Source organism: Nostoc sp. CENA543 (genome assembly GCF_002896875.1).
GTDB lineage: Bacteria > Cyanobacteriota > Cyanobacteriia > Cyanobacteriales > Nostocaceae > Trichormus.
This window is the reverse complement of sequence record NZ_CP023278.1, coordinates 5,806,298-5,828,771: the sequence shown is the minus strand read 5'-3', so window position 1 is coordinate 5,828,771 and position 22,474 is coordinate 5,806,298. Positions and strand designations below refer to the sequence as shown.

The 22,474-nt window shown below is 40.9% G+C and carries 23 protein-coding genes; 9 read left to right on the top strand and 14 right to left on the bottom strand.

Features of this window, described 5'->3' with window-relative positions; translation table 11 throughout:
- Positions 1 to 126: 126 nt before the first annotated feature.
- Positions 127 to 549 (bottom strand): M48 family metallopeptidase, encoded by a 423-nt coding sequence (locus tag CLI64_RS24395; protein ID WP_103139654.1) that lies wholly within the window; start codon positions 547 to 549, stop codon positions 127 to 129.
- A gap of 109 nt (positions 550 to 658) precedes the next feature.
- The gene (locus CLI64_RS24390; RefSeq protein ID WP_103139653.1) at positions 659 to 1,015 is read right to left on the bottom strand and encodes an iron-sulfur cluster assembly accessory protein; all 357 of its coding nucleotides are present in this window, start codon (positions 1,013 to 1,015) and stop codon (positions 659 to 661) included.
- 296 nt (positions 1,016 to 1,311) lie between these two features.
- Between CLI64_RS24390 and CLI64_RS24385 the strand changes: the two genes are divergently transcribed.
- The 4 genes from CLI64_RS24385 to CLI64_RS24370 all read left to right on the top strand — a co-directional run bounded on the left by CLI64_RS24385 (position 1,312) and on the right by CLI64_RS24370 (position 7,641).
- Positions 1,312 to 2,949 (top strand): hypothetical protein, encoded by a 1,638-nt coding sequence (locus CLI64_RS24385; protein WP_103139652.1) that lies wholly within the window; start codon positions 1,312 to 1,314, stop codon positions 2,947 to 2,949.
- Positions 2,950 to 5,256: 2,307 nt separating this feature from the next.
- On the top strand, positions 5,257 to 5,433 hold the full coding sequence (locus CLI64_RS24380) for a ribbon-helix-helix protein, CopG family (protein WP_103139651.1): 177 nt from the start codon (positions 5,257 to 5,259) through the stop codon (positions 5,431 to 5,433).
- A 287-nt stretch (positions 5,434 to 5,720) separates the two neighbouring features.
- Entirely contained in the window at positions 5,721 to 7,160 is a 1,440-nt protein-coding gene (gene zds / locus CLI64_RS24375) for a 9,9'-di-cis-zeta-carotene desaturase (protein ID WP_103139650.1), read from the top strand.
- A gap of 25 nt (positions 7,161 to 7,185) precedes the next feature.
- Positions 7,186 to 7,641, top strand: coding sequence for an SRPBCC family protein (locus tag CLI64_RS24370; RefSeq protein ID WP_103139649.1), 456 nt, complete (start codon positions 7,186 to 7,188; stop codon positions 7,639 to 7,641).
- A gap of 78 nt (positions 7,642 to 7,719) precedes the next feature.
- Here CLI64_RS24370 and CLI64_RS24365 read toward each other — a convergent pair whose 3' ends face one another.
- The 5 genes from CLI64_RS24365 to CLI64_RS24345 form a co-directional block, all read right to left on the bottom strand.
- Positions 7,720 to 7,938 (bottom strand): type II toxin-antitoxin system HicB family antitoxin, encoded by a 219-nt coding sequence (locus tag CLI64_RS24365; protein WP_103139648.1) that lies wholly within the window; start codon positions 7,936 to 7,938, stop codon positions 7,720 to 7,722.
- Positions 7,931 to 8,143 (bottom strand): type II toxin-antitoxin system HicA family toxin, encoded by a 213-nt coding sequence (locus CLI64_RS24360; RefSeq protein ID WP_103139647.1) that lies wholly within the window; start codon positions 8,141 to 8,143, stop codon positions 7,931 to 7,933. The genes CLI64_RS24365 and CLI64_RS24360 overlap by 8 nt, the downstream gene beginning before the upstream one ends.
- A gap of 59 nt (positions 8,144 to 8,202) precedes the next feature.
- The gene (locus tag CLI64_RS24355) at positions 8,203 to 8,439 is read right to left on the bottom strand and encodes a 2Fe-2S iron-sulfur cluster-binding protein (protein ID WP_103139646.1); all 237 of its coding nucleotides are present in this window, start codon (positions 8,437 to 8,439) and stop codon (positions 8,203 to 8,205) included.
- A 14-nt stretch (positions 8,440 to 8,453) separates the two neighbouring features.
- Positions 8,454 to 9,929 (bottom strand): cobyric acid synthase CobQ, encoded by a 1,476-nt coding sequence (cobQ, locus tag CLI64_RS24350; protein ID WP_103139645.1) that lies wholly within the window; start codon positions 9,927 to 9,929, stop codon positions 8,454 to 8,456.
- 291 nt (positions 9,930 to 10,220) lie between these two features.
- Positions 10,221 to 10,619 (bottom strand): Npun_F0494 family protein, encoded by a 399-nt coding sequence (locus CLI64_RS24345; protein ID WP_103140854.1) that lies wholly within the window; start codon positions 10,617 to 10,619, stop codon positions 10,221 to 10,223.
- 127 nt (positions 10,620 to 10,746) lie between these two features.
- Here CLI64_RS24345 and CLI64_RS24340 point away from each other — a divergent pair, with 127 nt between their 5' ends.
- Complete coding sequence (locus CLI64_RS24340; RefSeq protein WP_103139644.1) at positions 10,747 to 11,187, top strand: peroxiredoxin; 441 nt, start codon at positions 10,747 to 10,749, stop codon at positions 11,185 to 11,187.
- Between the two features lie 147 nt (positions 11,188 to 11,334).
- Here CLI64_RS24340 and CLI64_RS24335 read toward each other — a convergent pair whose 3' ends face one another.
- The 5 genes from CLI64_RS24335 to menD all read right to left on the bottom strand — a co-directional run bounded on the left by CLI64_RS24335 (position 11,335) and on the right by menD (position 16,198).
- Positions 11,335 to 11,718 carry a hypothetical protein gene (locus CLI64_RS24335; RefSeq protein ID WP_103140853.1) on the bottom strand — a complete coding sequence of 128 codons (384 nt, stop codon included), beginning with the start codon at positions 11,716 to 11,718 and terminating at the stop codon, positions 11,335 to 11,337.
- Positions 11,719 to 11,824: 106 nt separating this feature from the next.
- Positions 11,825 to 12,712 carry an ABC transporter permease gene (locus CLI64_RS24330; protein ID WP_103139643.1) on the bottom strand — a complete coding sequence of 296 codons (888 nt, stop codon included), beginning with the start codon at positions 12,710 to 12,712 and terminating at the stop codon, positions 11,825 to 11,827.
- A 146-nt stretch (positions 12,713 to 12,858) separates the two neighbouring features.
- Positions 12,859 to 13,878, bottom strand: a complete 1,020-nt coding sequence (locus tag CLI64_RS24320; protein ID WP_103139641.1) for an ABC transporter ATP-binding protein — start codon at positions 13,876 to 13,878, stop codon at positions 12,859 to 12,861.
- A 104-nt stretch (positions 13,879 to 13,982) separates the two neighbouring features.
- Positions 13,983 to 14,444 carry a DUF4351 domain-containing protein gene (locus tag CLI64_RS24315; RefSeq protein WP_225977423.1) on the bottom strand — a complete coding sequence of 154 codons (462 nt, stop codon included), beginning with the start codon at positions 14,442 to 14,444 and terminating at the stop codon, positions 13,983 to 13,985.
- 29 nt (positions 14,445 to 14,473) lie between these two features.
- The gene (gene menD, locus CLI64_RS24310) at positions 14,474 to 16,198 is read right to left on the bottom strand and encodes a 2-succinyl-5-enolpyruvyl-6-hydroxy-3-cyclohexene-1-carboxylic-acid synthase (protein WP_192881589.1); all 1,725 of its coding nucleotides are present in this window, start codon (positions 16,196 to 16,198) and stop codon (positions 14,474 to 14,476) included.
- Positions 16,199 to 16,373: 175 nt separating this feature from the next.
- Between menD and folB the strand changes: the two genes are divergently transcribed.
- From folB to CLI64_RS24295, 3 genes are all read left to right on the top strand, one after another.
- Positions 16,374 to 16,736, top strand: coding sequence for a dihydroneopterin aldolase (gene folB / locus CLI64_RS24305; protein WP_103139638.1), 363 nt, complete (start codon positions 16,374 to 16,376; stop codon positions 16,734 to 16,736).
- Positions 16,737 to 17,065: 329 nt separating this feature from the next.
- Positions 17,066 to 18,364 carry a diguanylate cyclase domain-containing protein gene (locus CLI64_RS24300; RefSeq protein WP_103139637.1) on the top strand — a complete coding sequence of 433 codons (1,299 nt, stop codon included), beginning with the start codon at positions 17,066 to 17,068 and terminating at the stop codon, positions 18,362 to 18,364.
- A 507-nt stretch (positions 18,365 to 18,871) separates the two neighbouring features.
- The gene (locus CLI64_RS24295; RefSeq protein ID WP_103139636.1) at positions 18,872 to 19,432 is read left to right on the top strand and encodes a sugar O-acetyltransferase; all 561 of its coding nucleotides are present in this window, start codon (positions 18,872 to 18,874) and stop codon (positions 19,430 to 19,432) included.
- 10 nt (positions 19,433 to 19,442) lie between these two features.
- Here CLI64_RS24295 and CLI64_RS24290 read toward each other — a convergent pair whose 3' ends face one another.
- Positions 19,443 to 19,823: a calcium-binding protein gene (locus tag CLI64_RS24290; protein WP_103139635.1), complete on the bottom strand. Its 381-nt coding sequence runs from the start codon at positions 19,821 to 19,823 to the stop codon at positions 19,443 to 19,445.
- 227 nt (positions 19,824 to 20,050) lie between these two features.
- Here CLI64_RS24290 and rbsK point away from each other — a divergent pair, with 227 nt between their 5' ends.
- Positions 20,051 to 20,980, top strand: a complete 930-nt coding sequence (gene rbsK, locus CLI64_RS24285) for a ribokinase (RefSeq protein ID WP_103139634.1) — start codon at positions 20,051 to 20,053, stop codon at positions 20,978 to 20,980.
- Here rbsK and CLI64_RS24280 read toward each other — a convergent pair.
- Complete coding sequence (locus tag CLI64_RS24280; protein ID WP_103139633.1) at positions 20,977 to 21,654, bottom strand: hypothetical protein; 678 nt, start codon at positions 21,652 to 21,654, stop codon at positions 20,977 to 20,979. The genes rbsK and CLI64_RS24280 overlap by 4 nt on opposite strands.
- Between the last annotated feature and the right edge of the window lie 820 nt (positions 21,655 to 22,474).

Here is a 22,474-nt window from a genome sequence, read left to right as displayed (position 1 = left end):
AGTAAAAAGAAAAGAGTTTTACATTTTTTCTTTCATTAGGGAATTGAAAAAGAAGTAAAACGGTAAAAGTAAAAAAAAGATTGTTTATTTTTACCTATTGCCTTTTACCTTTTGCCTTTTCAACGTTTATTCGCCTAAAATCCAGGCTTTAACTTTGGCTAAACTTTGCCAATCGGGTTTTCTGCTGAACCCATCTTCAATACTCTTTTGAATTTCCTCGCGCCATTCTGTATTCACCAGCATCAATTGGTTAGCAATATCAATGTGTTGTCTAACGCCTTTCTGGTTAGTTTCCAGCATAGCCAAAACCAGATTAACTCTCGCTTGAGGATCTTGAGGATTTAATTTAACTGCTTTTTGGGCAGCCTTGAGTGCAGAACTGGGTTTATCTTCGAGGAGATATAACCACGCAAGACAAATCCAAGCTGCACTAGCTTTAGGAGAGCGATCGCATACCTCTTTAAACACGGGGATTAAATCAGCCGCCGCTTCTCCAGCTTTATAACGTTCTAAACCTGTGTCAAACAGGGATTCTACTGTTTGAGTCATATAAAATTAATCAATGGGCAATCAATAGCTAATCATAATCATAAGTCAAGAGTCTACAGTCAAAATTCTGCCAAATTAGACTGTGAGACTATAAACTATGAACTATTGATTACACACCAAACGATTTACCACACCCACAGGTCTGGCTAGCATTGGGATTGGTGAATTGAAAACCACCGCCAATCATGGCATCGCTATAATCAAGCATTAAGCCATAAAGATACAACAAGCTTTTTTTATCGCAAACTATCTTAAAGCCGTCGTAATCAAACACATCGTCATGTTCAGTAATCTGACTTTCTTGTTCAAAGTCCATCATATAAGACATTCCAGAGCAGCCTCCTTGCCGGACTCCCACTCGCAAGCATAAGTCCTGACCTTGCTTTTCCTGGAGGGACTTGACTTGGCGTAGAGCTGCTTCACTCAACTGTATGCCACGCTGTTGAGATTGAGTTGCTTGTGTCATCCGCTTTTCCGACTCCTTAAAAATTTGGATTGTCTAGCAATTTTTGTATATATTCTAGCGAGAATGGTGCCGCAAATTGCCAATTGTAAACACTCCGTTAAAAGCAGCCAAAGGTTTTTATTCTAGAATTGAGAGACTCGGTGTGTTTAGAGATTCGGTATTTTTTTAGAGATACATCCATCCCTGTGACAACTTGAGTCCCTAACACCTTCAGGCCAAGCCAAGAAACAGTGATTCATGGCTAGCCATTCCCTAAAGGTTACTTAATATATTGCTTCTTTTGGTTAACTCACTCTATGACAAGTTTTAATCGCTCTACCAGTCGTCGGTTGAAGAAATTAACCCAAATTCCTTCTGTATGGGAGGGCGATCGCCGTCCGTTGTCATCACCTACTCCGCACCCCCACTCTGAAGGTAAGGGAGAATGTATTCTTTGGGTAGATGGTTCACAAGGTATGGTGAGGGGGATGGATGTCATCTCTCCTGAAACTGGCCCGGAAGCAATAGTTCGCACTTTAATGCGAGCAATGGAAAATCCCCACAGTCCCGCTAAACCTGCTAGACCTCAAAGAATTGTTGTCAAAGACCGCGAAATTCAGTTTTATTTACGTGGCGTACTGCAAGATTTAGACATCGCCATTGATTACGCACCAGAACTACCTTTAATTGATGAACTCTTTCGCGGATTTGCAGAAATTATCGATAATCAAGTCCCCGATTTACCGCCACAATATGCCCAAGTCTTACACGAAAAAGCATTTGCCATTTGGCAAGCAGCTCCTTGGGAATTTTTAGAAGAACAACAGATATTATCTATTGAAATCAATAAGTGGGATATTGGTACACTCTATGCCTCAGTCATGGGCATGTTGGGCATGGAGTATGGGATTTTATTTTACCGCTCCGAAGAGTCCCTGAAGCGATTTCGCGCCGCAGTCTTGCAGGATGATGATTCTCAAGGACACTTAGAAGAAGCTTTTCTCAAGCAAGATTGTTTATTTCTCACCTTTGAGCGTGAGGATGATACCGAGGAAGAAGATGAATTTGATGATTTAGCTGACTTAGCTTTATCAGAGATTGACCCGACCTTCGGGACAATTCACCCCCTAGAAGGCTTACGGTCTGTCTTGTATGAGGAAGATGCAGTAGTTATATTTCTAGCTTTAGAGAGTCTTTCTCGGTTTATTCGTGACCATCGACATCAACTTCATGCAGACGATTTCCCCAGTCTGAGTCATCGCTATCGTATTTCTTTACCGGAAGCGCGGGAAGGAACTAAATTAGTTCCAGTTACCATTTCGACTATGCCACAACTCGCCACCGAATTAGAGGAAATGGCAGAGTTATCTATTTCAGAGGAAGATGAAGAGGATCTCGGTTCATCTCTGTTCCGTTCCTTGCGAGATGACTTAATCCCAGAAGATTCTTTTCTCAGCTTGGGAGTAATTTCTTGGGAAATGTTAGAGTTTCTCAGAAAAGGTGTAACTTATCACCAAGCTGGGGAAATTAAAGCGGTGGGGGATGGATTACCCGTCATTTTAATCCAAACCTCCCGCCCCAAAGCCAAAACTGTGATAGAAACTCTAGAAGCGACCGGCGGACTCAAAGCTATTTGCTTTAATCCTGGTGCTGATCCTTTTGATGGCGATCGCTATGATTTAGGTTTATTACAAACTCATAACGGTGAATTGTTTCTGTTTGGGGAATTTCTAGATGCAGATCCCATCCATGTGGAAGCGCGGAAAAAATGGAATCAACGGTGTAAGAATACCAAAGGCTATTGCGGGTTAATCATTGCCAAAGGTTTAACGGGTGCTTCCCGTGGTAATCCCCAATTGCGAGATATGATGGCTTTATTTGAAGCGCGATCGCTCTCACCCAAAGATTTAGGTATTGGTACTCTCCAACTCATGCCTCAATTTCAACTGGAATAATTAACTAAGTCAGGAATCGCTTACAAACTTAAGTGTTACCTCACAGTGAGTGTTGATATTTTCCTCTGCTTCCATACAGTGGACAGAACTGGGATGTTTACTCAGCATTGGCGAAACTTCGCGCTATAGCTAACAACACAGAACTGAATCCTAGTATTTTTACACTATTGGACATAGTTTTGGTTGTTGCAGTCGTTCTGACTTGAAAAAGGGGTGTAGGGGTATAGAGGTGTAAGGGTGTAAGGGAAAGACTTTTTCATGTTTTCTTGTATACGCAGTTCATGACGGCTACTTAGGTCGGTGAAAATCAAACTATAGGACTCATATTTGATTTGTGCGAAGCTAGGTACACTTTTATTCCTTCTTAACAGTTCCCCGTTCCCCGTTCCTTGTTCCCTTCCTAAGCAAATGATTTCACCGAATCAAAGCGGGTTCCTATAGCTGTGTCACACAATATAAAATAGCGTGAATTAATTTAGTCTTTATCGCTAATTTCTCAACATCCTTTCAGGATTAGAAGTTATTGCATCTGGTTAAGAAATCTGCTTTTTGAGATGCTTAGGAACTTCTAGAAAATCAATTATTCCATGAGTCAGAACAAATATTTTCATTGAATTTTTACTTCCCTGCTCCCCCTGCTCCCCTCCGTTCGCGTAGCGTCCCGCAGGGAAGTTATGAACGGAGAAGCCTTCTATCAAAATTCTCTCTCCTTACCAAAGCGGTTGATTGTATATTTTTTTATTTGTAAGTCCCTGATAGGGGAAACAATCTGCTTCTGTATCCGTCATAACGTCGAATTTAAAGACAAACTCAGTTTTTCATCAAACTGGGTAGTTTTTATTTTTCCTAAGATGGTCAACTAGCTTTAAAACAACCTCTATGCCGTTCCATTGATTTAACGTTTCCAGTCGCGGGTAAACACCATTGAAATCGGTTATAAAACCCCCAATTTTCTCTTATCACTCTTTTTTAAGTTAGCCAGTAAGCTTTGACTACAGTAGCAATGCTGTTACGCCTACATTTCTCCCTCTTCATCATTGCTTGCTCCATTTATGAATTACTTGTTTGATTTATTAAAATTTTATAAATTCGCTATTTAGTTGTGATTTATTGCAAATACCTGGGTAACTTAAGAAAGTGAAAATATATCCTGTATTCATACCTGAATATCGTCAGCTATTTTTCATGGGTATTTCAGCAAGTTTAATAAACAGTAGCATCATGCCTATTGTTATTGATTATATTGATTGGTGTTTGTCAACAAGATTAATCAAAATTTTAGGTAAAATTATCAGAGTTTCATAGAGTTTTTATAAAGCATAAAAAGCTACTTTATCCTTTGGGTAAAGATTCTCCAAAATCATAGTAATCTGGATATAATAGCCGTAATACAACTCATAAATGCCTCATGTAAATGTCAAGAAATTAACAAATACTAAGGTGGTGAATATGTCATGATTGCGGGCAAAGCATATCACAAATCTGGTTATAGATGAAAGTGGAATTATCATTCATAGATAACTATTTCCTTTAAGTCACAAATAATTGTGATTCCTTGCTAAAAAGAACGGGAACAAAACTTAAACAGTTTCAGCAATTTTTTGAAAAAATCAAAACATTTCTGCTAGTTAAATCTATCTGAAATAGCTGTAATTATGTTTCATCATAATTTACATCATGGTAAAAATTGTCAGCAGAATGATGACAAATTACCAATTTAAACATCAAAGTAGCTTAAACAAAATCATTTCAGGGATGATTTTTGTTGTGATTAATTAACAGGAAAATTTTATCTAGCATTGTCATTAGTCAATGCAGTGAGATAGTTGAGTAAAGAAAATCTCAGGAAACGCTGCTTCTTTAATCCCAGCTTATAAACAGCCAGAAGTTCATGTTTTCCATTGACATACTTCTAGATATCAGCTGTCATTGATTATTGATGTCAGACATTTTTTTGAGATTCATTTGTGAATTTAAAGCAGAGAAAAGGTCGAATTTTTGAATAAATTACCACTTTGGAGACTTTTTTGAATGTCACATGACTAAATCAAATTCATATGGCAACTTGCGTCCTGGGAATTAAGTTATCTACATCTCAAGTTTTTTTGAAAAGGAAGTTTTCCCTATTACCCTTTCTCCAACTGTAAGCAGTTTCTGATGTTTCTTGAAAAACCGACGAGTGATTTGACGAAACGAATATTTTTGTGGGGAACGGTATCGCTTGTTTCTTGACACAAATTCTGATAATCTTATCGTCTTCCTTGTCGTTTTATTTGTTTTTGATGATGTCAATACACAGCAGATAGCATGATAATGACTAATAAAAAATGGGCCGTCAAACGTATAACTGTAAATCTAGCTGCACAGGAAGCAGAAAAACTAGAAAAATACTGTCAACAGACAGGTAGACCTGCAACTGATGTAATTCGGGAACTGATTAGAAGTTTACCTGTATCAGATGACAATAAAGAAGTGAGTAGATAGGAGGTATTTTGATGTTATGACAAAAAATCTTTTGACTACTCAATAAATATCTAAAGAGGGGTTTTTAGTCCACAACTTTTGACAAAAGTTTTTTTAGTGGCAAATACACGCTTTAGGTGTAGAGAATCTAGTCACTGCAATTTCGGCAGAACCAAACAAACACAAATTTTCGATCATCAGGTGCATGACTTTGCCATCCCACAAAAAAGTACGTCGCTAGAGATAAGTCGCAAATTCCGACACCAACCCAGTTACAATTTGTAAAGAAACTGAAAAGGAAAGACGGAATGCGCGTTGCAATTGTAGGTGCGGGATTGGCTGGGCTAGCAACCGCAGTGGATTTAGCTGATGCAGGCTGCGAAGTCCAAATTTTTGAGTCCCGTCCGTTTGTTGGGGGTAAAGTCGGTAGTTGGATTGATGGTGATGGCAACCACGTAGAAATGGGGTTGCACGTATTTTTCGGGTGCTACTACCAACTGTTTGAACTCATGAATAAAGTCGGGGCGTTGTCAAGTTTACGCCTCAAAGAACACACCCACACTTTTATCAATAAAGGTGGGCGCACCGGTGCGTTAGACTTTCGTTTCTTTACAGGCGCGCCTTTTAATGGGTTAAAAGCATTTTTCACCACTTCTCAACTCTCGTTACAGGATAAGCTACAAAATGCGATCGCTCTCGGAACCAGTCCGATTGTGCGAGGACTAGTAGACTTTGACGGAGCAATGAGAACTATCCGCAACTTAGATAAAGTCAGTTTTGCTGACTGGTTTCGCAGTCACGGCGGTAGTGAAGGCAGTATCAAAAGGATGTGGAATCCCATTGCTTACGCCTTGGGATTCATCGACTGCGAAAATATTTCCGCCCGTTGTATGTTAACTATCTTTCAATTTTTTGCAGTCCGCAGCGAAGCTTCTGTACTGCGAATGTTGGAAGGTTCTCCTGATGAATATCTCCACAAACCCATTCTCAAATACTTAGCAGATAGAGGCACACAAGTTTATACACGTCGTCAAGTCCGAGAAATTCAGTTTACGGAAGTGGATGGACAAACCCACGTCACTGGCTTAGTAGTTGCCCAAGGAGACACGACAGAATTAATCACTGCGGATGCTTATCTATGCGCTTGTGATGTCCCAGGAATTCAGCGAATTTTACCCCAACAATGGCGCAAATGGTCAGAATTTGACAATATTTATAAACTAGAAGCAGTCCCAGTTGCCACAGTACAGTTACGGTTTGATGGTTGGGTGACAGAACTGCAAGATGGGGAAAAGCGTAAACAACTCCAGGAAGCAGCAGGGCTAGATAATTTACTGTATACGGCTGATGCTGATTTTTCCTGCTTTGCGGATTTAGCCTTGACTAGTCCTAGTGATTATTATCGTCCGGGGCAGGGGTCATTATTACAGCTAGTGCTGACACCAGGAGATCCCTTTATTAAGGAAAGTAACGAAGCGATCGCCCAACACGTCCTCAAACAAGTCCATGAATTATTCCCCTCATCACGGGAATTAAATATGACTTGGTATAGCGTCGTTAAATTGGCTCAATCTTTATATCGCGAAGCCCCAGGAATGGATGTGTATCGTCCTGACCAAAAAACTCCAGTGCCTAATTTCTTCCTCGCAGGTAGTTACACTCAACAAGACTACATTGATAGCATGGAAGGGGCAACAATTTCTGGCAGACGCGCCGCCAAAGTCATTCTCGAAAATATTAAACAATAGAGTTAAATCTAAACATCGAAAAATAATGGCTGATTGGCTAGAACATAGCGTACAGGTTGAAGTCGAAGCCCCCATTGATTTAGTCTGGGGCTTGTGGTCTGACCTAGAGCAAATGCCGAAGTGGATGAAATGGATAGATTCTGTGAAAATTCCCCCTGATAACCCAGATGTTTCTCTGTGGAAATTAAACACAGGCGGACTGGAATTTACCTGGAAATCCCGCATCCTGAAAACTGTCCCCCATCAAATTATTCAATGGGAATCAATCGATGGTTTACCAAATCAAGGAGCGATTCGCTTTTACGATCGCCACGGTAGTAGCATCGTGAAAATGACAGTTTCCTATGCTATTCCTGGGATTTTGGGCAAAATCATGGATAACCTATTTTTAGGTCGAGCCGTAGAATCAACGATTCAAGCCGATTTAGAAAGGTTTAAAGAGTATGCTTTAAACGCTAAAGCAAATTCAGCCTCTTCTTAATTAGCTGAGATTGGTGAAATCAAGTTTGTGGGTTGGGTCGAACTATCAGACCCAGCACACTTATTAAGTATAAAAAATCTAAGTAACAGAACATACGGCTGGTTCTGGTAGTGGTTCACCCGCAGTTTCATAAGCAATAATCAAAGACTCTAAAGCTTCAATACCGTTTGCTACCGCTAACTCATACGTATCTCCATGAGTGCGCCAGCGTTGTCCAGGAAAGTCAGGTAATCCTACGAGAAAGCAATTATCTTCTTCAGACCACTGAATAACCATTTGGTATTTAATCTTACTCATTTTGTTGATTTCCCTCAACTATCTCTATTGCTTGCCTTATTTCCTGTTCTTGGTAGCGTTTAGCATCTGCTCCATCTTTACCTGAAATTGTAATTTTTCCAGGATACAAAGGGTGTACCCAGTTGGTATGGCTTCCTTTTCCTGGCAATTCTGTAAAACCAATTTGGCGGAGCATTTGTTTCAATTCTCGGATTTTCTTGGGCATAAAAACTTAATCATAGTGATTTCAATGCCACTCTATCCAAATCTTGAACAAAACCAAAACTACCAAGTTGGGTCACTAAATAAATGAATGGTAAGTTCTGCTTGCGGTGGTACAGAGGTGATGCAAGCGCGAATGGTGTCGCCGTCGTCTAGTTCTACCGTGCAAGCGTGACAAGTCCCCATTAAACACCCAGTAGGAATGAAAACCCCGGCTCTATCTGCTACATCTAACAGGGGTTCTCCTACCTCAGCGTTAATGGTGACATCATCTGGTAAAAAACGGACAACAACACTCATGCAATTTAGCCTAACTACGACAAAAAGGGCGTTAAATCTAAATGATTTTCAATTTCGCTAGCCAGATTATCTAACATCTGCTCTCGTTGTTCTCGGTAGTTGGCGACCCCTGTGGGTAAGGATTTCAAGCCGCGTTGTTGACGCAGACGATTGAGCCAAGCGCGTCGCCAGGGGCCATTGTCAAATAGTCCGTGGAGATATGTTCCCCACACTGATTGACATTTATCTACCAATCCTAAGTTAGCATCATCAAATAAAGGTTGATAGCCTTGATTATCGCTGGGAATGTCTACACGCGATCGCCCTTGATGAATTTCAAAACCAATTACAGGTAGTCCCATTTGGGGGAAATTGGAGCTAACTTGACGCTGACGGGCGATTTTTTGCCCTGTAATCACGGTCTTAATCGGTAAGAGATTTAAACCTTGATATCGACCGGCTTGTCCCTCTACCCCTTCAGGATCGGCGATGATTTGTCCAAGAATTTGGTAGCCGCCACAAATCCCTAACACTGTACCACCAGAGGCGGCATAGTGTTGAATTGCTTCTGCCATACCACTTTTTTGCAGAATGATTAAATCCGCAATTGTAGTTTTTGTCCCTGGAATAATTACTGCGTCTGGATGTCCTAAATCGTGCTTGGGACTAATGTATTTGACGGAAACTGTGGGTTCTGATTCTAAGGGGTCAAAATCGGTAAAGTTGGAAATTCTGGGTAAGCGCACCACACTGATATTGATATCTGTGTGGGCTTTTGCTGGTTTACGTTCTAGTAAATCTAGAGAATCTTCGGCGGGGAATAATTCTTGGAGGTAAGGAATGACACCAATTACCGGAATTTTTGTCCGTTCTTCTAACCATTTGATTCCGGGTTCTAAAAGCGATCGCTGTCCTCGGAACTTGTTAATTACTATACCTTTAATTAATTGCCGTTCGTCTGGTTCGAGTAGCTCAAGTGTGCCGACAACGTGGGCAAATGCTCCTCCACGGTCAATATCTACTACTAAGATTGTGGGTGCATTTAAGTGTTTTGCTACCCGCATATTAGTTAAGTCGCGGTGCTTGAGGTTAATTTCTGCGGGACTACCAGCACCTTCACAAACGATGACATCAAATTCTGTACTTAAATGTTGTAAAGATTCTTCAATGGCTCGCCAACCCATTTCAAAATACTGTTCATAGTAATCGGCAGCATTGACTTTACCGACATATCTCCCCCGCATAATTACCTGGGAAGTCATATCTCCTTGGGGTTTGAGCAAAATCGGGTTCATTTCTACCCAAGGAATTACCCCCGCAGCCCAGGCTTGTACCGCCTGCGCGTAACCGATTTCTCCCCCATTGGCTGTGACATAAGCATTTAAAGCCATATTTTGTCCTTTAAAGGGGGCTACTCGCCAGCCACGCCGCGACAAAATTCGACAAATAGCTGTAGTTATCAGTGATTTCCCTGCGTGGGAAGTTGTCCCCACCACCATAATAGATTTCATAGCCACTGTTACTTACTCACAATCAGGGGATAATATTAATGCGTAATTCTTGATAACATAAATTTGCATGAGTGTGAGGATTGACCTGGTGTCAATGACTCATGCCCAATGCCCATCGTAGAACGAGAGCAAGTATTCTGCCTTAAGTTAAAGCAAATATGCAACCCAGCTTAACAATTCCGGCAATTTCCTGGGACGAAATTGATAAAGAATTGATAAATGGGTTGATGTCTTTCCGTATATATTGTTCCCTATAGATACTGAATCCTAACTTTTGGAGAGTTGATTTAGCTAAAAGGGAATTCTGAGCCAACGAATCATAGCATTAGACAAGCGATCGCTCCAGGAAGCTGTAGGTAGGTCTTGACTTTGGTATTTTTCCAGTAGTTGATGACCCAGGGGTGTGAGGCGAAAACTATCTGTAATCCCCTGTCCATCGACTTCGCGCCTTAACATCCCGACTTGAATTAACCAACCCAAAGCGTCATCACAGGCTAACTCTGAGAGGGGTTGTTGAGTGTAACCATTTTTTACACCATTTTCTGTGGCGATCGCACTCAAGGCGATACTCTGATGGCGCATGGTTTCAAATAATTTGATTTTGAAGGGAGAACAAATCAGCGATTTTTCGGCTCTTTTGATGCTGCTGGGCTGATAGGTCAATACTTTGGAGTTTTGTGAGTTAACCATATTGTGATGTTTGGGCATGGGAAAGATATTTTCCTTCCCTTGAGTTTTTACATTTATGTCATGAAATCATTGTAAATTATTGTAAAATTTCAAAGTCATCAACAATCTAAAACAGGAAGGGTTCATTATGCCTTTAGCGGTTGGTACAGATGCACCTGCATTTACCGTCAAAGATACCAACGGTAACACCGTCTCGTTATCTGATTTTGCTGGAAAGACCGTTGTTTTATATTTCTATCCCAAAGATGACACCCCAGGCTGCACTAAGCAGGCTTGTAGCTTCCGGGATGCCAAAGACGATTATCAAGGCAAGGATATTGTGGTGCTGGGAGTCAGTGCTGATGATGAAGTTTCCCATCAAGCATTTACCCAAAAATATAATTTGAATTTCCCTTTATTGGCTGATACCGACCACTCGATCATCAAAGCTTACGATGTTGATGGCGGTGGTTATGCCAAGCGTGTCACCTACGTTATTGATGCCCAAGGCAAAATTGCTCATGTTGATGCTGCTGTCAACACAGCTACCCACGCTAGCGATGTTTTAGTGGCTTTGGGACTTAATTAAGTGCTGAGTGGTGAGTGGTGAGTGGTGAGTGGTTAATTAATTAAAGTAGAGACACTTGATTTAGTAATCTCAGATCAGGAAACTTTTTCACAAAAGAGTGCTAAGTAATTTCTTCACTCAAAACTCAGCACTCAAAATTCATCACTATTATTGATTACCTTGGTTTACCCCTGGTTCTGCGGAACTGGGGGTATTAATAACTGGTAAAGGAAGTATTTGTCCTTGTGGTTGATTATTCTGATTGGCTCGATTTTGTCTTTCTCTAAAAGCTTTAGCGGCTTCATCAATTTGTTGCCCTTGCTGATCGGCGTTCCAAGAACTTGTACCGAACTGGGCGCGGTGAATTAAGTCGAACATATTGAAATTGCCGTTGCTAAAGTCAACGTTATTTTGTTGATCGGTATTATTACCACCTGCATCTACTGTACCGAGTTGGGCGAGGCTAGATTGGTCTGTGAGTAGGGAAGTAAAGCTAAAACTGGCTACAGTTGCTACTAAAAGTTTAGCGATCGCGGGAAATGATTTTTTCATAAACATCCTCTAACACCATGTTTGAGAAGTAAAAAGGTAAAAGTTAAAAGGCAAAAGCAAAGAATATTTTAACTTTTACCCTTTTTTCATTGATGCTGTATTTATCTTAAGCAAGAGTCCGGCGAAGTTGGGGCTGAATGCTAATTAAAGCTACTAATGCAAAACCAAATAAGATTAGCAATGCACTACCAAAGGTAATTTCACCCCAAGGGGCTTGCATGACGACGCTAGATAATCCCCAACTGCTGTGAGTATAGAGGTAGCGAATTGGTTCAATGGCGTAGCTAAGGGGGTTAAGGGTAGCCACAACCTGTAACCACTTGGGCATGAAAGATAAAGGTGCGAGGGCAGTGCTAGCAAATAATAATGGTAGGTTAGTAACAAAAATTACTGCTATTAATTCAATGTGTCCTGGTAGGGCAAAAGCTAACCCTAGAGAAATAGCTGTGACACCCAATGCTAGCAAAAAAACGATGAGAGCGATCGCAGCTAGTCCTGTGACATCTGGTAGTCCAGCACCCAGAAACGCTGCTGCACCAACAATTACAGCCGCTTGCAGTAAGCTTTGACTAATAATAAAGATGGCTGAGGCAAAGACAATTGAGAAGCGCGAAGCTAGGGGGGCGACTAACAAGCGGTTTAAAAAGCCAAATTCCCTGTCAAACATCACAGGTAAACCAGCATTCAACGCTCCCGCAAAGGCTGTAAATACAATTACACCTGCGGCTAAAAATTGCCCGTAATTTGTCGTACTGCCAAATAAACCTTTTGGGGCATTTTGGAACAAAGCACCGAATAGCACCAACCACATGACAGGCTGAATAATCCCCGCCACCAGAGTTGAGGGACGGCGTTGTAATTGAATAAACAAGCGACGAGTTAAAGCCAGAGTCTCTTGAACTAATTCACCGAAAAAGTTAGGTTTAGCTTCGGTGTAGGCTTGTGGTGTTGTGGCAACTTGCCAATTGATATCAGATTTAGGGGTTACACTCATAACGTGTTTTGGGAATGGGGCAGGGGGCATTGGGAATGGGGCATTGGGCAAGCAGGAAGTGTGGGAGGTGTGGGAGGTGTGGGAAGAAATCTTTCCCCCCTCTCTCCCCACACTCTCCACACTTCCCAGTCCCCAGTCCCCAATTCCTATCGCATATTTTGTTTTTTCTCCGCTTTCGGATCACGGTTGGCGACTGCTGCTAGTTCGGCATCCATGAGGGTGCGTCCGGTGGCGGCGAGGTAGACATCATCGAGGCTGGGACGGGATTGGGCAATGCCAAAGATGGGTAAGCCTGCGTTGTTGAGTGCTTGTTGGACGCTTATTAGGGCATCGTTTTGGGGGGTAACTACTAAGTTAAGGGAGTTACCTTGCGCGCTATTGATGATGACTTCTTTGACGAAAGATAATCCTTGCAGGAGTTCTTTGGCTTGTGTAGCTTCTTCTGTGGGTGAGAATTCGCGGATGCGTAAGGTAATGCGATCGCCCCCGACTCTATCTTTTAATTCTGAGGGTGTACCGACGGCAATCACCACACCCCGGTCAATAATCGCGACGCGATCGGCTAGTGCGTCAATTTCTTCTAAATAATGGCTGGTAATAACTACCGTTGTTCCTGATTCCTTTAATTTCCGCAGGAATTCCCACACCACAAACCGACTTTCTATGTCAAGCCCTACAGTTGGTTCATCCAAAACTAGAACATCTGGGGCATGAAGTAAGCCAGCCGCTAAGTCTAGACGCTTGCGTAAACCACCGGAGTAAGTCCCGGTTTTTTTATCGGCGTATTCTTGTAAACCGAGTAAGTCTAAAACTGTCTCAATACGCTGTTTAGCTACTGCACTGGGGAGGTGATACAGTGCGGCTTGTAATTGCAGCAGTTCTCTGCCTGTTAAGACTTTATCAATGGCGACTTCTTGGGCTACATAGCCTAACCGTTGTCTAGCTACTCTAGGGTTATCCAACACAGAAATCCCAGATACTTCGATTTTGCCTGCATCTGGGGTGGTGAGGGTACACAAGGCGCGCAGAGTAGTAGTCTTACCTGCACCGTTGGGGCCGAGTAAACCAAAGATTTCTCCTGGTTCTACTTGAAAGGAAACATCCTTGACGGCTTCAACGGTACCGTAACGCTTTTGTAGATTTTGAATTAAAACGGCGGCAGCCATGACAGCTAAACCCTAAATATACAATTCGCAACAATATCTATATATATTGTAGTGGAGTGGTGAAAGGTCAGGTGATCGCATGGCTACAGTCGTCTACTCTACACTTATGAATTAGCTGGCGGTGGGGAAATATTCGCCAAGTAATTGACTAAATCGCTGGGACGAGTGAAATCTAACAAAGCCTCGGCTAAATCTTCTAGTTGAGTAGTCGCTAAAGTACGAAGTTGCTGTTGTGTTTCTGGTTCAACTGCACCAAAGCGGCGTGCTAGCTGACGTAGGATCAGTTCTAAGGCCTCTTGTTTTTTGCCGCGTTCTTCTCCTTTTTGCAAAATATCTTGGTAAATTACCGACTCTTGCATAATTTCCTCGCTAAAAAGTTGTGTAATCAAACTTTTCTCAAACCGCAAACCAGCCAATACTTGTATACAAGCGGATATGTTCTGTCGTTCGTCTGTTTCTTCAATCATATCGACGGCAGCCACAACTTGGGTGAGTAGGTTTGTGGGTGATTCACTTCTGGCTAATGTCGCTAGGGGTAATACCAATTCGCAATTTGCAATTCGCAATTCGCAATTCGCAATACCCGCTATCGCACTTAGCTACTAAATTTACCTAAATTTTCCTGTCGCCATTTGGCATCAGCTTTACGATTTGTTCTCACTTCTAAAACGCGAATTCCGGTAATTGGTAGTGGGTTTAATCTTTGCTGTAACTGTTGCCAAGAAGTAATTAACTCATGCTGTACACCATAGGTAGTGCATAACTGAGCAAAATCAATGTCTTGGGGAGTGCCAAAATATTCTTCAAATGGTGGGTCAAATTTAGCGATGGGTAACATTTCAAAAATCCCGCCACCGTTGTTGTTAATTAAGACAATGGTTAAATGTCCGATAAATTTATTTCTGGTTAAAAACCCGTTAGTGTCATGCAATAATGCTAAGTCTCCTGTGAGCATTACACTACTTTGATGACGGTGGGCGATTCCTAATGCGGTGGATAATGTGCCGTCAATGCCATTTGCACCTCGGTTAAAATGCGATCGCACTCCTAAATTATTGGGTCGCCAAAAATATTCCACATCCCGCACAGGCATACTGTTGGCGATAAACAACGGTGTTCCTGGTGGCAGTATTTGAGAGATTAACCAAGCGGCTTTACACTCTATTAACTCTTCTATTTGCGCCAAATTTGTATCTACATTTGCCCTAACTTTAGCTTCTGTATCACACCACATCTGTAAATATTCACAAGAAATTTCAGCACCCCCAGACTTAACCGAAACTTCCTCAACTCTCATTCTCAAATGTGTTGTTCTGCCATGTAGAGGGTCGAGGTTTTGGTGGCTGGGGTCAATTATCCAGCGTAGGGGTTGGTGAGTGTCTAGCCAAGTCCGCAGTTCTTTGCTGGTGGGCATATCACCTATTTGAATCACTATTTCAGGTGCTAGCTTGTCGGCTAGTTGCTGATTTCGCAAAATCAGGTCATAGGTAGAAATGAGATAGGGGTTGAGGTCGGCAAAATTCCGCAGTGGGGAAAGTCCTTCTGCTAGTACGGGGAAATTGAGGGTTTGGGAAATTCTGGCGATCGCTCTACAATATTCCTCTGGTTGTAATGGTTGGGCTACTCCAGCAATGATGATTCCTCGATTAGATTGGGGAATAGGGCATGGGGCATAGGATATGGGGCATGGGGTAGGATTTGTGATGTTGGCGAAGAATTTTTCGGGGTGGAATTGGGCTAGTAGATGAGTTAAATCATGACCATCGGGAATGGGTGCTAGGGGGTCACGCAGGGGGATATTGATGTGTACTACGCCTGGTGTTGGGGTTTGGGTTTTCTCCCAGCTATAAATTATTGTTTGTCGCAGATATGCTAGCATTCCCATTTCGGGGGAGGGTAAAGCTAATTCTGTTTGCCAGTTCGGGTAATTGCCGTAGAGTTTGACTTGATCTATTGTTTGTCCAGAATGACAGTCTCGTAATTCTGGCGGTCTATCAGTGGTTAGTATCAGTAAGGGTACACGGCTTTCTTTCGCTTCAATCACGGCTGGGTAAAAATTCGCCCCCGCAGTTCCAGAGGTGCAAACAATTGCTACAGGACGACTGGTGGCTTTAGCAACTCCCAAGGCAAAAAAGGCGGCGGAACGTTCATCTAGAATGGAAATTGCTTCAATTTCTGGGGCTTGTTGGGCAAAGGCGACTGCTAAGGGTGTGGAACGCGAACCAGGACAAATGACTGCACAAGTTAATCCTAAACGCTTTAGTGTTTCAGTTAAGATATAAGCCCACAGTTGATTAATATTTTTCTCGGCGAACCGCATCACATCCATAGCAGCCAATAAATTGCATAGCGAAATTCAATTTATCAGTTATTTGTTACCAGTTTCATTGCTGGGCAAAACAATAAATCATTTATTGGCTAGTGTTGATGCTATGTAACACAACACTATACGCTTGATTACTGTTGACTGATGCAAAATTCTGACTCAAGTTTTTATGGATTGTATTCACTTAACCGGAATTCGCTGCTATGGCTACACTGGCTATTTGCCAGAGGAACAGGTTTTAGGACAATGGTTTGAGGTGGATGTCAGGTTGTGGCTGGATTTATCTCAAGCTGCCAAAACTGATGCGATCGCTGATACTCTAGATTATCGCGGTGTTATTAGCTTGATTCAACATCTGGTTAAGACTTCTAAGTTTGCTTTAATCGAAAGGTTAGCAGGTGCGATCGCTGACTGTATTATCCAAGAATGCAATCAAATTACACAAGTGCAAGTCATAGTTACTAAACCTGCTGCACCCATTCCAGATTTTGGCGGCAAAATTAGTATTGAACTGACTAGAAAGAGGGAATAGGGCATTGGATATAATAGACTTGTGATTTCTATAATTTCTCTTTTTGAAAAACTCCATTGATTGAGAAATGGAGTTTTTTTATTTTGTTGTTTACTATACATATTTTTTGTATTAATTATTGCCGCTATTCCAAATAAAATTTGAGAATTATTTTATATTTTTACAGGGTTTAAATGATGAAGAACCATGCTAGAACATCATAAAGATTTCCTAGTTTAGTCATATGCTCACACCGATACTTGAGAGATTGACTATCATATAATTATTCAGCTTTAGATATAGTTGAATTATCAGCAATATCTGAACCTTAGCAGATAGGCTATTTTAATATGCAAAACCGCAAAATCCTAGTTGTTGAGGATGAAAAAATCCTGGCTTTAAATATTAAAAATAGTTTACAAAAGCTGGGGTATGATGTTCTAGAAATCACAGATTCAGCCGAAAAAGCCATTAAAAATGTAGCAGAACACTACCCTAATTTAGTATTATTTGATATTTGTCTAACCAAAGAGATTAACGGTATACAGGTAATAGATATTATTCAACACAAATTTCATATACCCGTATTGTATATAACTGAGTATTCAGAATATATAAAACTACCTAAAAATCAGCTAAGTCATCCTTTTAGTTATATTCTAAAGCCGATTAGAGAGTCTGATTTACATTTAGCTGTGGAAATAGCTTTGGAACAATATCAAAATTATAGAAGTTTACAAATCGAAAAACAAAAAATAGAGGCGATTATTAACAGCATGGCTTGTGGGGTAGTTGTTACCTGTAATCATGGCTGTATCCAAATGATGAATCCAATGGCAGAACAACTGACTGGTTGGCAACAAAATGAAGCGATTGGAAAAGCTTTTACTGATGTTTTGAGTTTAGTTGATAAAGATATGGATGAAGTAATCGGTAATTTAGCAAAACAGGCGGTGCAAGTTGGTGAAGTGGTAAATTTACCAGAAAATTGTATACTAATTTCTAAGGAAGGAAAAGAAATACCTATTGGCGATAATATAGCACCAATTCGGGATCATAATGGCAGGGTTACAGGTGCTGTATTAGTCTTTCAAGATATTACGCAACGTAAACTCACAGAACTCCAAATACTGCGTAACGCCTTTTGTGATGGACTGACAGGAATACCAAATCGCACTTTATTTTTAGATCGCCTAAAACAAGCAGTAGAACGCAGTAAACGCCGTAGTGATTATCGGTTTGCAGTTTTATTTTTAGATTTAGATGGTTTTAAGGGGATCAACGATCGCTTTGGTCACAGTATGGGCGATGATTTTTTAGTAGCGATCGCTAGACGTTTAGAATCATGTGTACGTAGTTGTGATACTGTTAGCAGATTTGGCGGTGATGAATTTGCTGTATTGTTAGAAGAAATTAAAGATATTAATGATGTCATTAACGTTGCTAAACGTATTCAAGATACCCTGGGTTTACCAATAAGTTTAAATGGGAATCAAATATATACGACAGCCAGTATTGGTATTACTTTAAGTCATGGACATACTGATGAACCAGAACGTATACTCAGGGCTGCTGATAGTGCTATGTACCGGGCAAAGCAACAAGGCAAAGCCCGTTATTATGTATTTAATGAAGCGGCTAATTATTAGCAATTTTTAGTTGAAGTTAATTGCGTATCTATTCATATTGAATCAGGATAAAATCTGTATTAATATTGGGGCTATTAATGAGTACATTTACCAAAGTGATTTGCTATTTATTGGAAAAAGATAGGTTCAAAACCTCGCCCCTGGTGGGCGAAAAAATCCTTGTTTCCCAAGGTAGGTAAAAACCCCACCCCTTGTTGGTGGCTGAATTAATTGCGAATTGCGAATTGCGAATTGCGAATTGGTTTTATAGCAGTCCTAAATCATTTATGAAACACAAGAACCCCGACAACCCCGACTTCTTTGAGAAGTCGGGGTTCTTGACACCGCGAGTTCTCACAAATCAGATAGGACTGCTATATCTAAACTGAAAATATTAAATTCTGATAATCAATAATTATACTTATTACATTATGTTGAGGAACAAATTTTTTTCAGCACACATAATTCCCTGAAAGATAACCTTTGTACAGGCATGAAATTACACGCTGACTCCTCTGGGCTGGATTTATGACAGAAAAAACTGAAAAGCAAAAAATGCTAGCCGGTCAATTATACCTAGCAGATGATCCAGAACTAGTGGCAGATCAAAGACGGGCTAATCAGCTTTTAAGAAGGTATAACGCCACCTCAGCAGAACAATTAACACAACGTCAGCAAATCTTACAGGAACTGTTTTTTAAAATCGGAGAAAAAATTACTATAGTGCCGCCATTTCATTGTGACTACGGTGCTAATATTTCCGTAGGCAATGGCACTTACATGAATTATGGATGTGTAATTTTAGACTGCAATCAAGTAGAAATTGGTGAAAATGTTTTATTTGCTCCTTATGTGCAGATTTATGCTGCTTACCATCCTACAGAACCAGAAATTCGGCTCACAGGTAGAGAATTAGCTGCCCCCATTAAAATTGGTAATAATGTCTGGATTGGTGGTGGTGCAATTGTTTGTCCAGGAGTTACCATTGGGGACAACACTACTATTGGTGCAGGAAGTGTCGTTGTTAAAGATATACCTGCAAATGTCGTTGCAGTTGGTAATCCCTGCCAGATAATTCGTCATTTATAGTAAATTTTAACTAGAATTTGTAGCCTCTAGCTAGCCAATACATCCAATCAGCGATCGCTTCTTGAGTATCTTCATCGACATCAATGGGTTCTATATCCGACAGCTTGGCGGTATGTATATCGTCTTCCTTCCCTCCTATATAAGCAACTTCCACATACATATCCCTTAAACAATCATCTTCTGGTGCCATTCCCAAGACTTCTACAGGCTTCTCGTCAATGGTAGAAGTTTTGCGAGATTTCTTCTTCCACTTCCCCATAAAAGGAAATTCTAAAGTATCGTCAAGGTAATAATACCAACCCATTGCCCGGTCTTCCTTATCCTCAGCATCGGCAATAATCTCTTGTTCGATGCGTTCTTCCCTGGTTTCGTCACGTTCTACACTAGCCATAAGACTCTCATCTGTTGTTATACAGTTTGATATGTTAAAGCCTTTGGTCAATATCTGTCGATAAAGTCAATAGTCAATAGTCAACAGTCATTAGTCAACAGTCATTAGTCATTAGTCATTAGTCATTAGTTTTTCTCCTCTCCTACCTTGTCTACCTTGTCTCCTTGTCCCCAGTCCCCAATCCCCAGTCCCCAATCCCCAATCCCCAATCCCCAATCCCCAACACCATGAGTATCATCGTTTTCGGCAGTATCAATATAGACTTAGTCGTCACAGCCCCTCGTTTACCTCTGGCTGGTGAAACTTTAACGGGGGAAAACTTTTTTAAAATTCCTGGTGGTAAAGGTGCAAATCAGGCTGTAGCACTTGCTAGATTGGGAATTCCTACGTATATGGTTGGGCGTGTGGGTGCTAACAATTTTGGGACGGAGTTAGTTAAAAGTCTGCAAGATGCTGGTGTCAAAACAAGCAAGATTTTTCTCGATGAAAGTGCTAATTCTGGTGTAGCTATTATTACTGTCTCCCATAGCGGAGAAAATCACATTGTGGTGATTTCTGGTGCGAATGGACAAGTTAATCAAGAAGATGTGGAACGCTTAACCCAATTATTACCAACAGCTAAAGCCCTACTCCTACAGCTAGAAATTCCTATGCCTGCTGTAGTTGCTGCGGCAAAAGTAGCCCATGATGCCAATATTACAGTCATTTTAGACCCAGCCCCAGCACCATCCCATTTACCAGCCGAACTTTATCCATTGGTAGATATTATTACACCCAATGAAGTGGAAGCCGGACAACTAGTGGGTTTTCCTGTAAACAATGAGGAGACAGCCACCAAAGCTGCTGCGGTGTTGTTGCAAAGGGGAGTAAAATCTGCGATCGTCAAACTAGGTGCAGCAGGTGCAATTTGCGCCACACCTGAAGAAACGTTTTTAGTCCCAGCGTTTACAGTTGATGCAGTTGACACTGTAGCTGCTGGTGATGCTTTTAACGCTGGTTTAGCCGCAGCACTTGATCATGGCTTATCCTTACATCAAGCAGTAGTTTGGGGAACAGCCGCAGGTGCATTAGCGGCTACCAAATTAGGCGCGCAAACTTCTTTACCCGATAAATTTACTTTCGATGCTTTTCTTAAGGAGAAGGGAGTGAAATTTTAGGCAGATGATTCCTGCTCTTGAGTGTAGGGATGAGTTATCCTGTAGACTTCGGCGTTAAGATTATATCGAGCAAATAATTCTGCAAACTCTAACATTAAAGGCGTACAGTATATTTGTGGTCTTTGCAAAAATTTTTGTAAAAATTGTTTACGTGCTGTCATATATTCTAGGGTCGATAACCAAGAGTATTCTTGACGAATAGCATCTGCATATTTAAGGTAATGTTCTGGGTTGACTGCTAGAATTCCTAAATCCGCATCTAATAAAACCTGACTATCTAGATCACGTTCATCAGTTTGATGACTTTTTGTGTTCAGGATCAAACGAGTGACAGTATTAATATGCTCAGTGGGAAGTTTTAAAGTATTTAGTAGCTGATCTGCGTATTCTGCGCTTTTTTCTTCATTATCTTGGGCTTGGGGTTCATAAACGACATCATGAAACCAAGCCGCCAATTGTACAGCACTTAAATTATCAGTGTAAGTTTTTAAAGTATCGATAATCTCTAGTACATGATTAATATGATCTAGATTATGGTAGTGGCGATGGGGGGCAGAATAAACGGTAACTAATTGAGCAAACGCTGTTTCCATCGCTACTTGGTCAACACCAAAAGGTTCGAGCGTTTGTTGCCATCGGTACAATAAAATATCTTTGAGATTGTTCTTAAACATAACGAAATATTAGTATATGGTTATTCTTCTTAAGTTTTAACACGCTGAATCTATTTATCTAGAAGTTGGCAGTCTCTTTTAAGGGAAAAGATGACTCAGAGATATAACGTAAATTAACTAGACAAAATGATACTGGCTATAGTTAAATAAATATTGTAATAGCTCAAACTTAGTTTGAGTTATTGCTGGAAAGGTTGAGCCTGCCAAAAAGTAAAGATGTATGTCTTTACGACAAAAAATCTCGTTCAAGGCTATAGCATTAACATTTCAGAAAACACATCCAAGTTGTTCAACAGCCAAGACAAAAAGACATAGGAGTCATAGCAAAACGTTCCGCCAGACAAGTAGAGGATAGGAAACAGATCCTTGAAAAACTAATGTGGAAGTAGCCTAAAAAATTGAGGGAGGGGTCTAAACCTGAGATGTTCGTTGGGGTCGTAAACTTCTCATATCTTCAAAAATAGATACCAGAGAGGGAGGAAGGCTTTCATCCGTTGTCCAATCAAATATAATGTGTTCCAGACATTATTAGATACAGGCACGGGCAAATTCTCACAAGAACTCTTAAATCCTGCGGGATTCCCTGTTAAATGACTATTTTCAATTCACTTTTTTTGAACGTGGCGGCGTTGTATTAATACAGTTACAACCAGGGGAACGACTACCTTAAAAGGTCGTGTGTGCGGAGAATCAATCTGTCAGTCTTTTCCTATGGTGACATAGGGATGATGTGTGAGTTTAGCTGAAGTCTGCAAGTGCAGATGTCAGGGAGGTTTTAGTAACTCAGAGAGTCACTATCAGGTAGATATTCGTTGGATGT

Bases quoted from the DNA above. Each gene is read 5' to 3' on its own strand.
- CLI64_RS24370 (WP_103139649.1), top strand. From the start codon at position 7,186: ATGGCTGATTGGCTAGAACATAGCGTACAGGTTGAAGTCGAAGCCCCC.
- CLI64_RS24280 (WP_103139633.1), bottom strand. From the start codon at position 21,654: ATGTTTAAGAACAATCTCAAAGATATTTTATTGTACCGATGGCAACAA.
- CLI64_RS24340 (WP_103139644.1), top strand. From the start codon at position 10,747: ATGCCTTTAGCGGTTGGTACAGATGCACCTGCATTTACCGTCAAAGAT.
- CLI64_RS24330 (WP_103139643.1), bottom strand. From the start codon at position 12,712: ATGAGTGTAACCCCTAAATCTGATATCAATTGGCAAGTTGCCACAACA.
- CLI64_RS24300 (WP_103139637.1), top strand. From the start codon at position 17,066: ATGCAAAACCGCAAAATCCTAGTTGTTGAGGATGAAAAAATCCTGGCT.
- CLI64_RS24295 (WP_103139636.1), top strand. From the start codon at position 18,872: ATGACAGAAAAAACTGAAAAGCAAAAAATGCTAGCCGGTCAATTATAC.
- rbsK (WP_103139634.1), top strand. From the start codon at position 20,051: ATGAGTATCATCGTTTTCGGCAGTATCAATATAGACTTAGTCGTCACA.
- CLI64_RS24355 (WP_103139646.1), bottom strand. From the start codon at position 8,439: ATGAGTGTTGTTGTCCGTTTTTTACCAGATGATGTCACCATTAACGCT.
- CLI64_RS24320 (WP_103139641.1), bottom strand. From the start codon at position 13,878: ATGGCTGCCGCCGTTTTAATTCAAAATCTACAAAAGCGTTACGGTACC.
- CLI64_RS24380 (WP_103139651.1), top strand. From the start codon at position 5,257: ATGATAATGACTAATAAAAAATGGGCCGTCAAACGTATAACTGTAAAT.
- CLI64_RS24395 (WP_103139654.1), bottom strand. From the start codon at position 549: ATGACTCAAACAGTAGAATCCCTGTTTGACACAGGTTTAGAACGTTAT.
- CLI64_RS24335 (WP_103140853.1), bottom strand. From the start codon at position 11,718: ATGAAAAAATCATTTCCCGCGATCGCTAAACTTTTAGTAGCAACTGTA.
- folB (WP_103139638.1), top strand. From the start codon at position 16,374: ATGGATTGTATTCACTTAACCGGAATTCGCTGCTATGGCTACACTGGC.
- cobQ (WP_103139645.1), bottom strand. From the start codon at position 9,929: ATGAAATCTATTATGGTGGTGGGGACAACTTCCCACGCAGGGAAATCA.
- CLI64_RS24365 (WP_103139648.1), bottom strand. From the start codon at position 7,938: ATGAGTAAGATTAAATACCAAATGGTTATTCAGTGGTCTGAAGAAGAT.
- CLI64_RS24390 (WP_103139653.1), bottom strand. From the start codon at position 1,015: ATGACACAAGCAACTCAATCTCAACAGCGTGGCATACAGTTGAGTGAA.
- CLI64_RS24290 (WP_103139635.1), bottom strand. From the start codon at position 19,823: ATGGCTAGTGTAGAACGTGACGAAACCAGGGAAGAACGCATCGAACAA.
- zds (WP_103139650.1), top strand. From the start codon at position 5,721: ATGCGCGTTGCAATTGTAGGTGCGGGATTGGCTGGGCTAGCAACCGCA.
- CLI64_RS24345 (WP_103140854.1), bottom strand. From the start codon at position 10,619: ATGGTTAACTCACAAAACTCCAAAGTATTGACCTATCAGCCCAGCAGC.
- CLI64_RS24360 (WP_103139647.1), bottom strand. From the start codon at position 8,143: ATGCCCAAGAAAATCCGAGAATTGAAACAAATGCTCCGCCAAATTGGT.
- menD (WP_192881589.1), bottom strand. From the start codon at position 16,198: ATGCGGTTCGCCGAGAAAAATATTAATCAACTGTGGGCTTATATCTTA.
- CLI64_RS24385 (WP_103139652.1), top strand. From the start codon at position 1,312: ATGACAAGTTTTAATCGCTCTACCAGTCGTCGGTTGAAGAAATTAACC.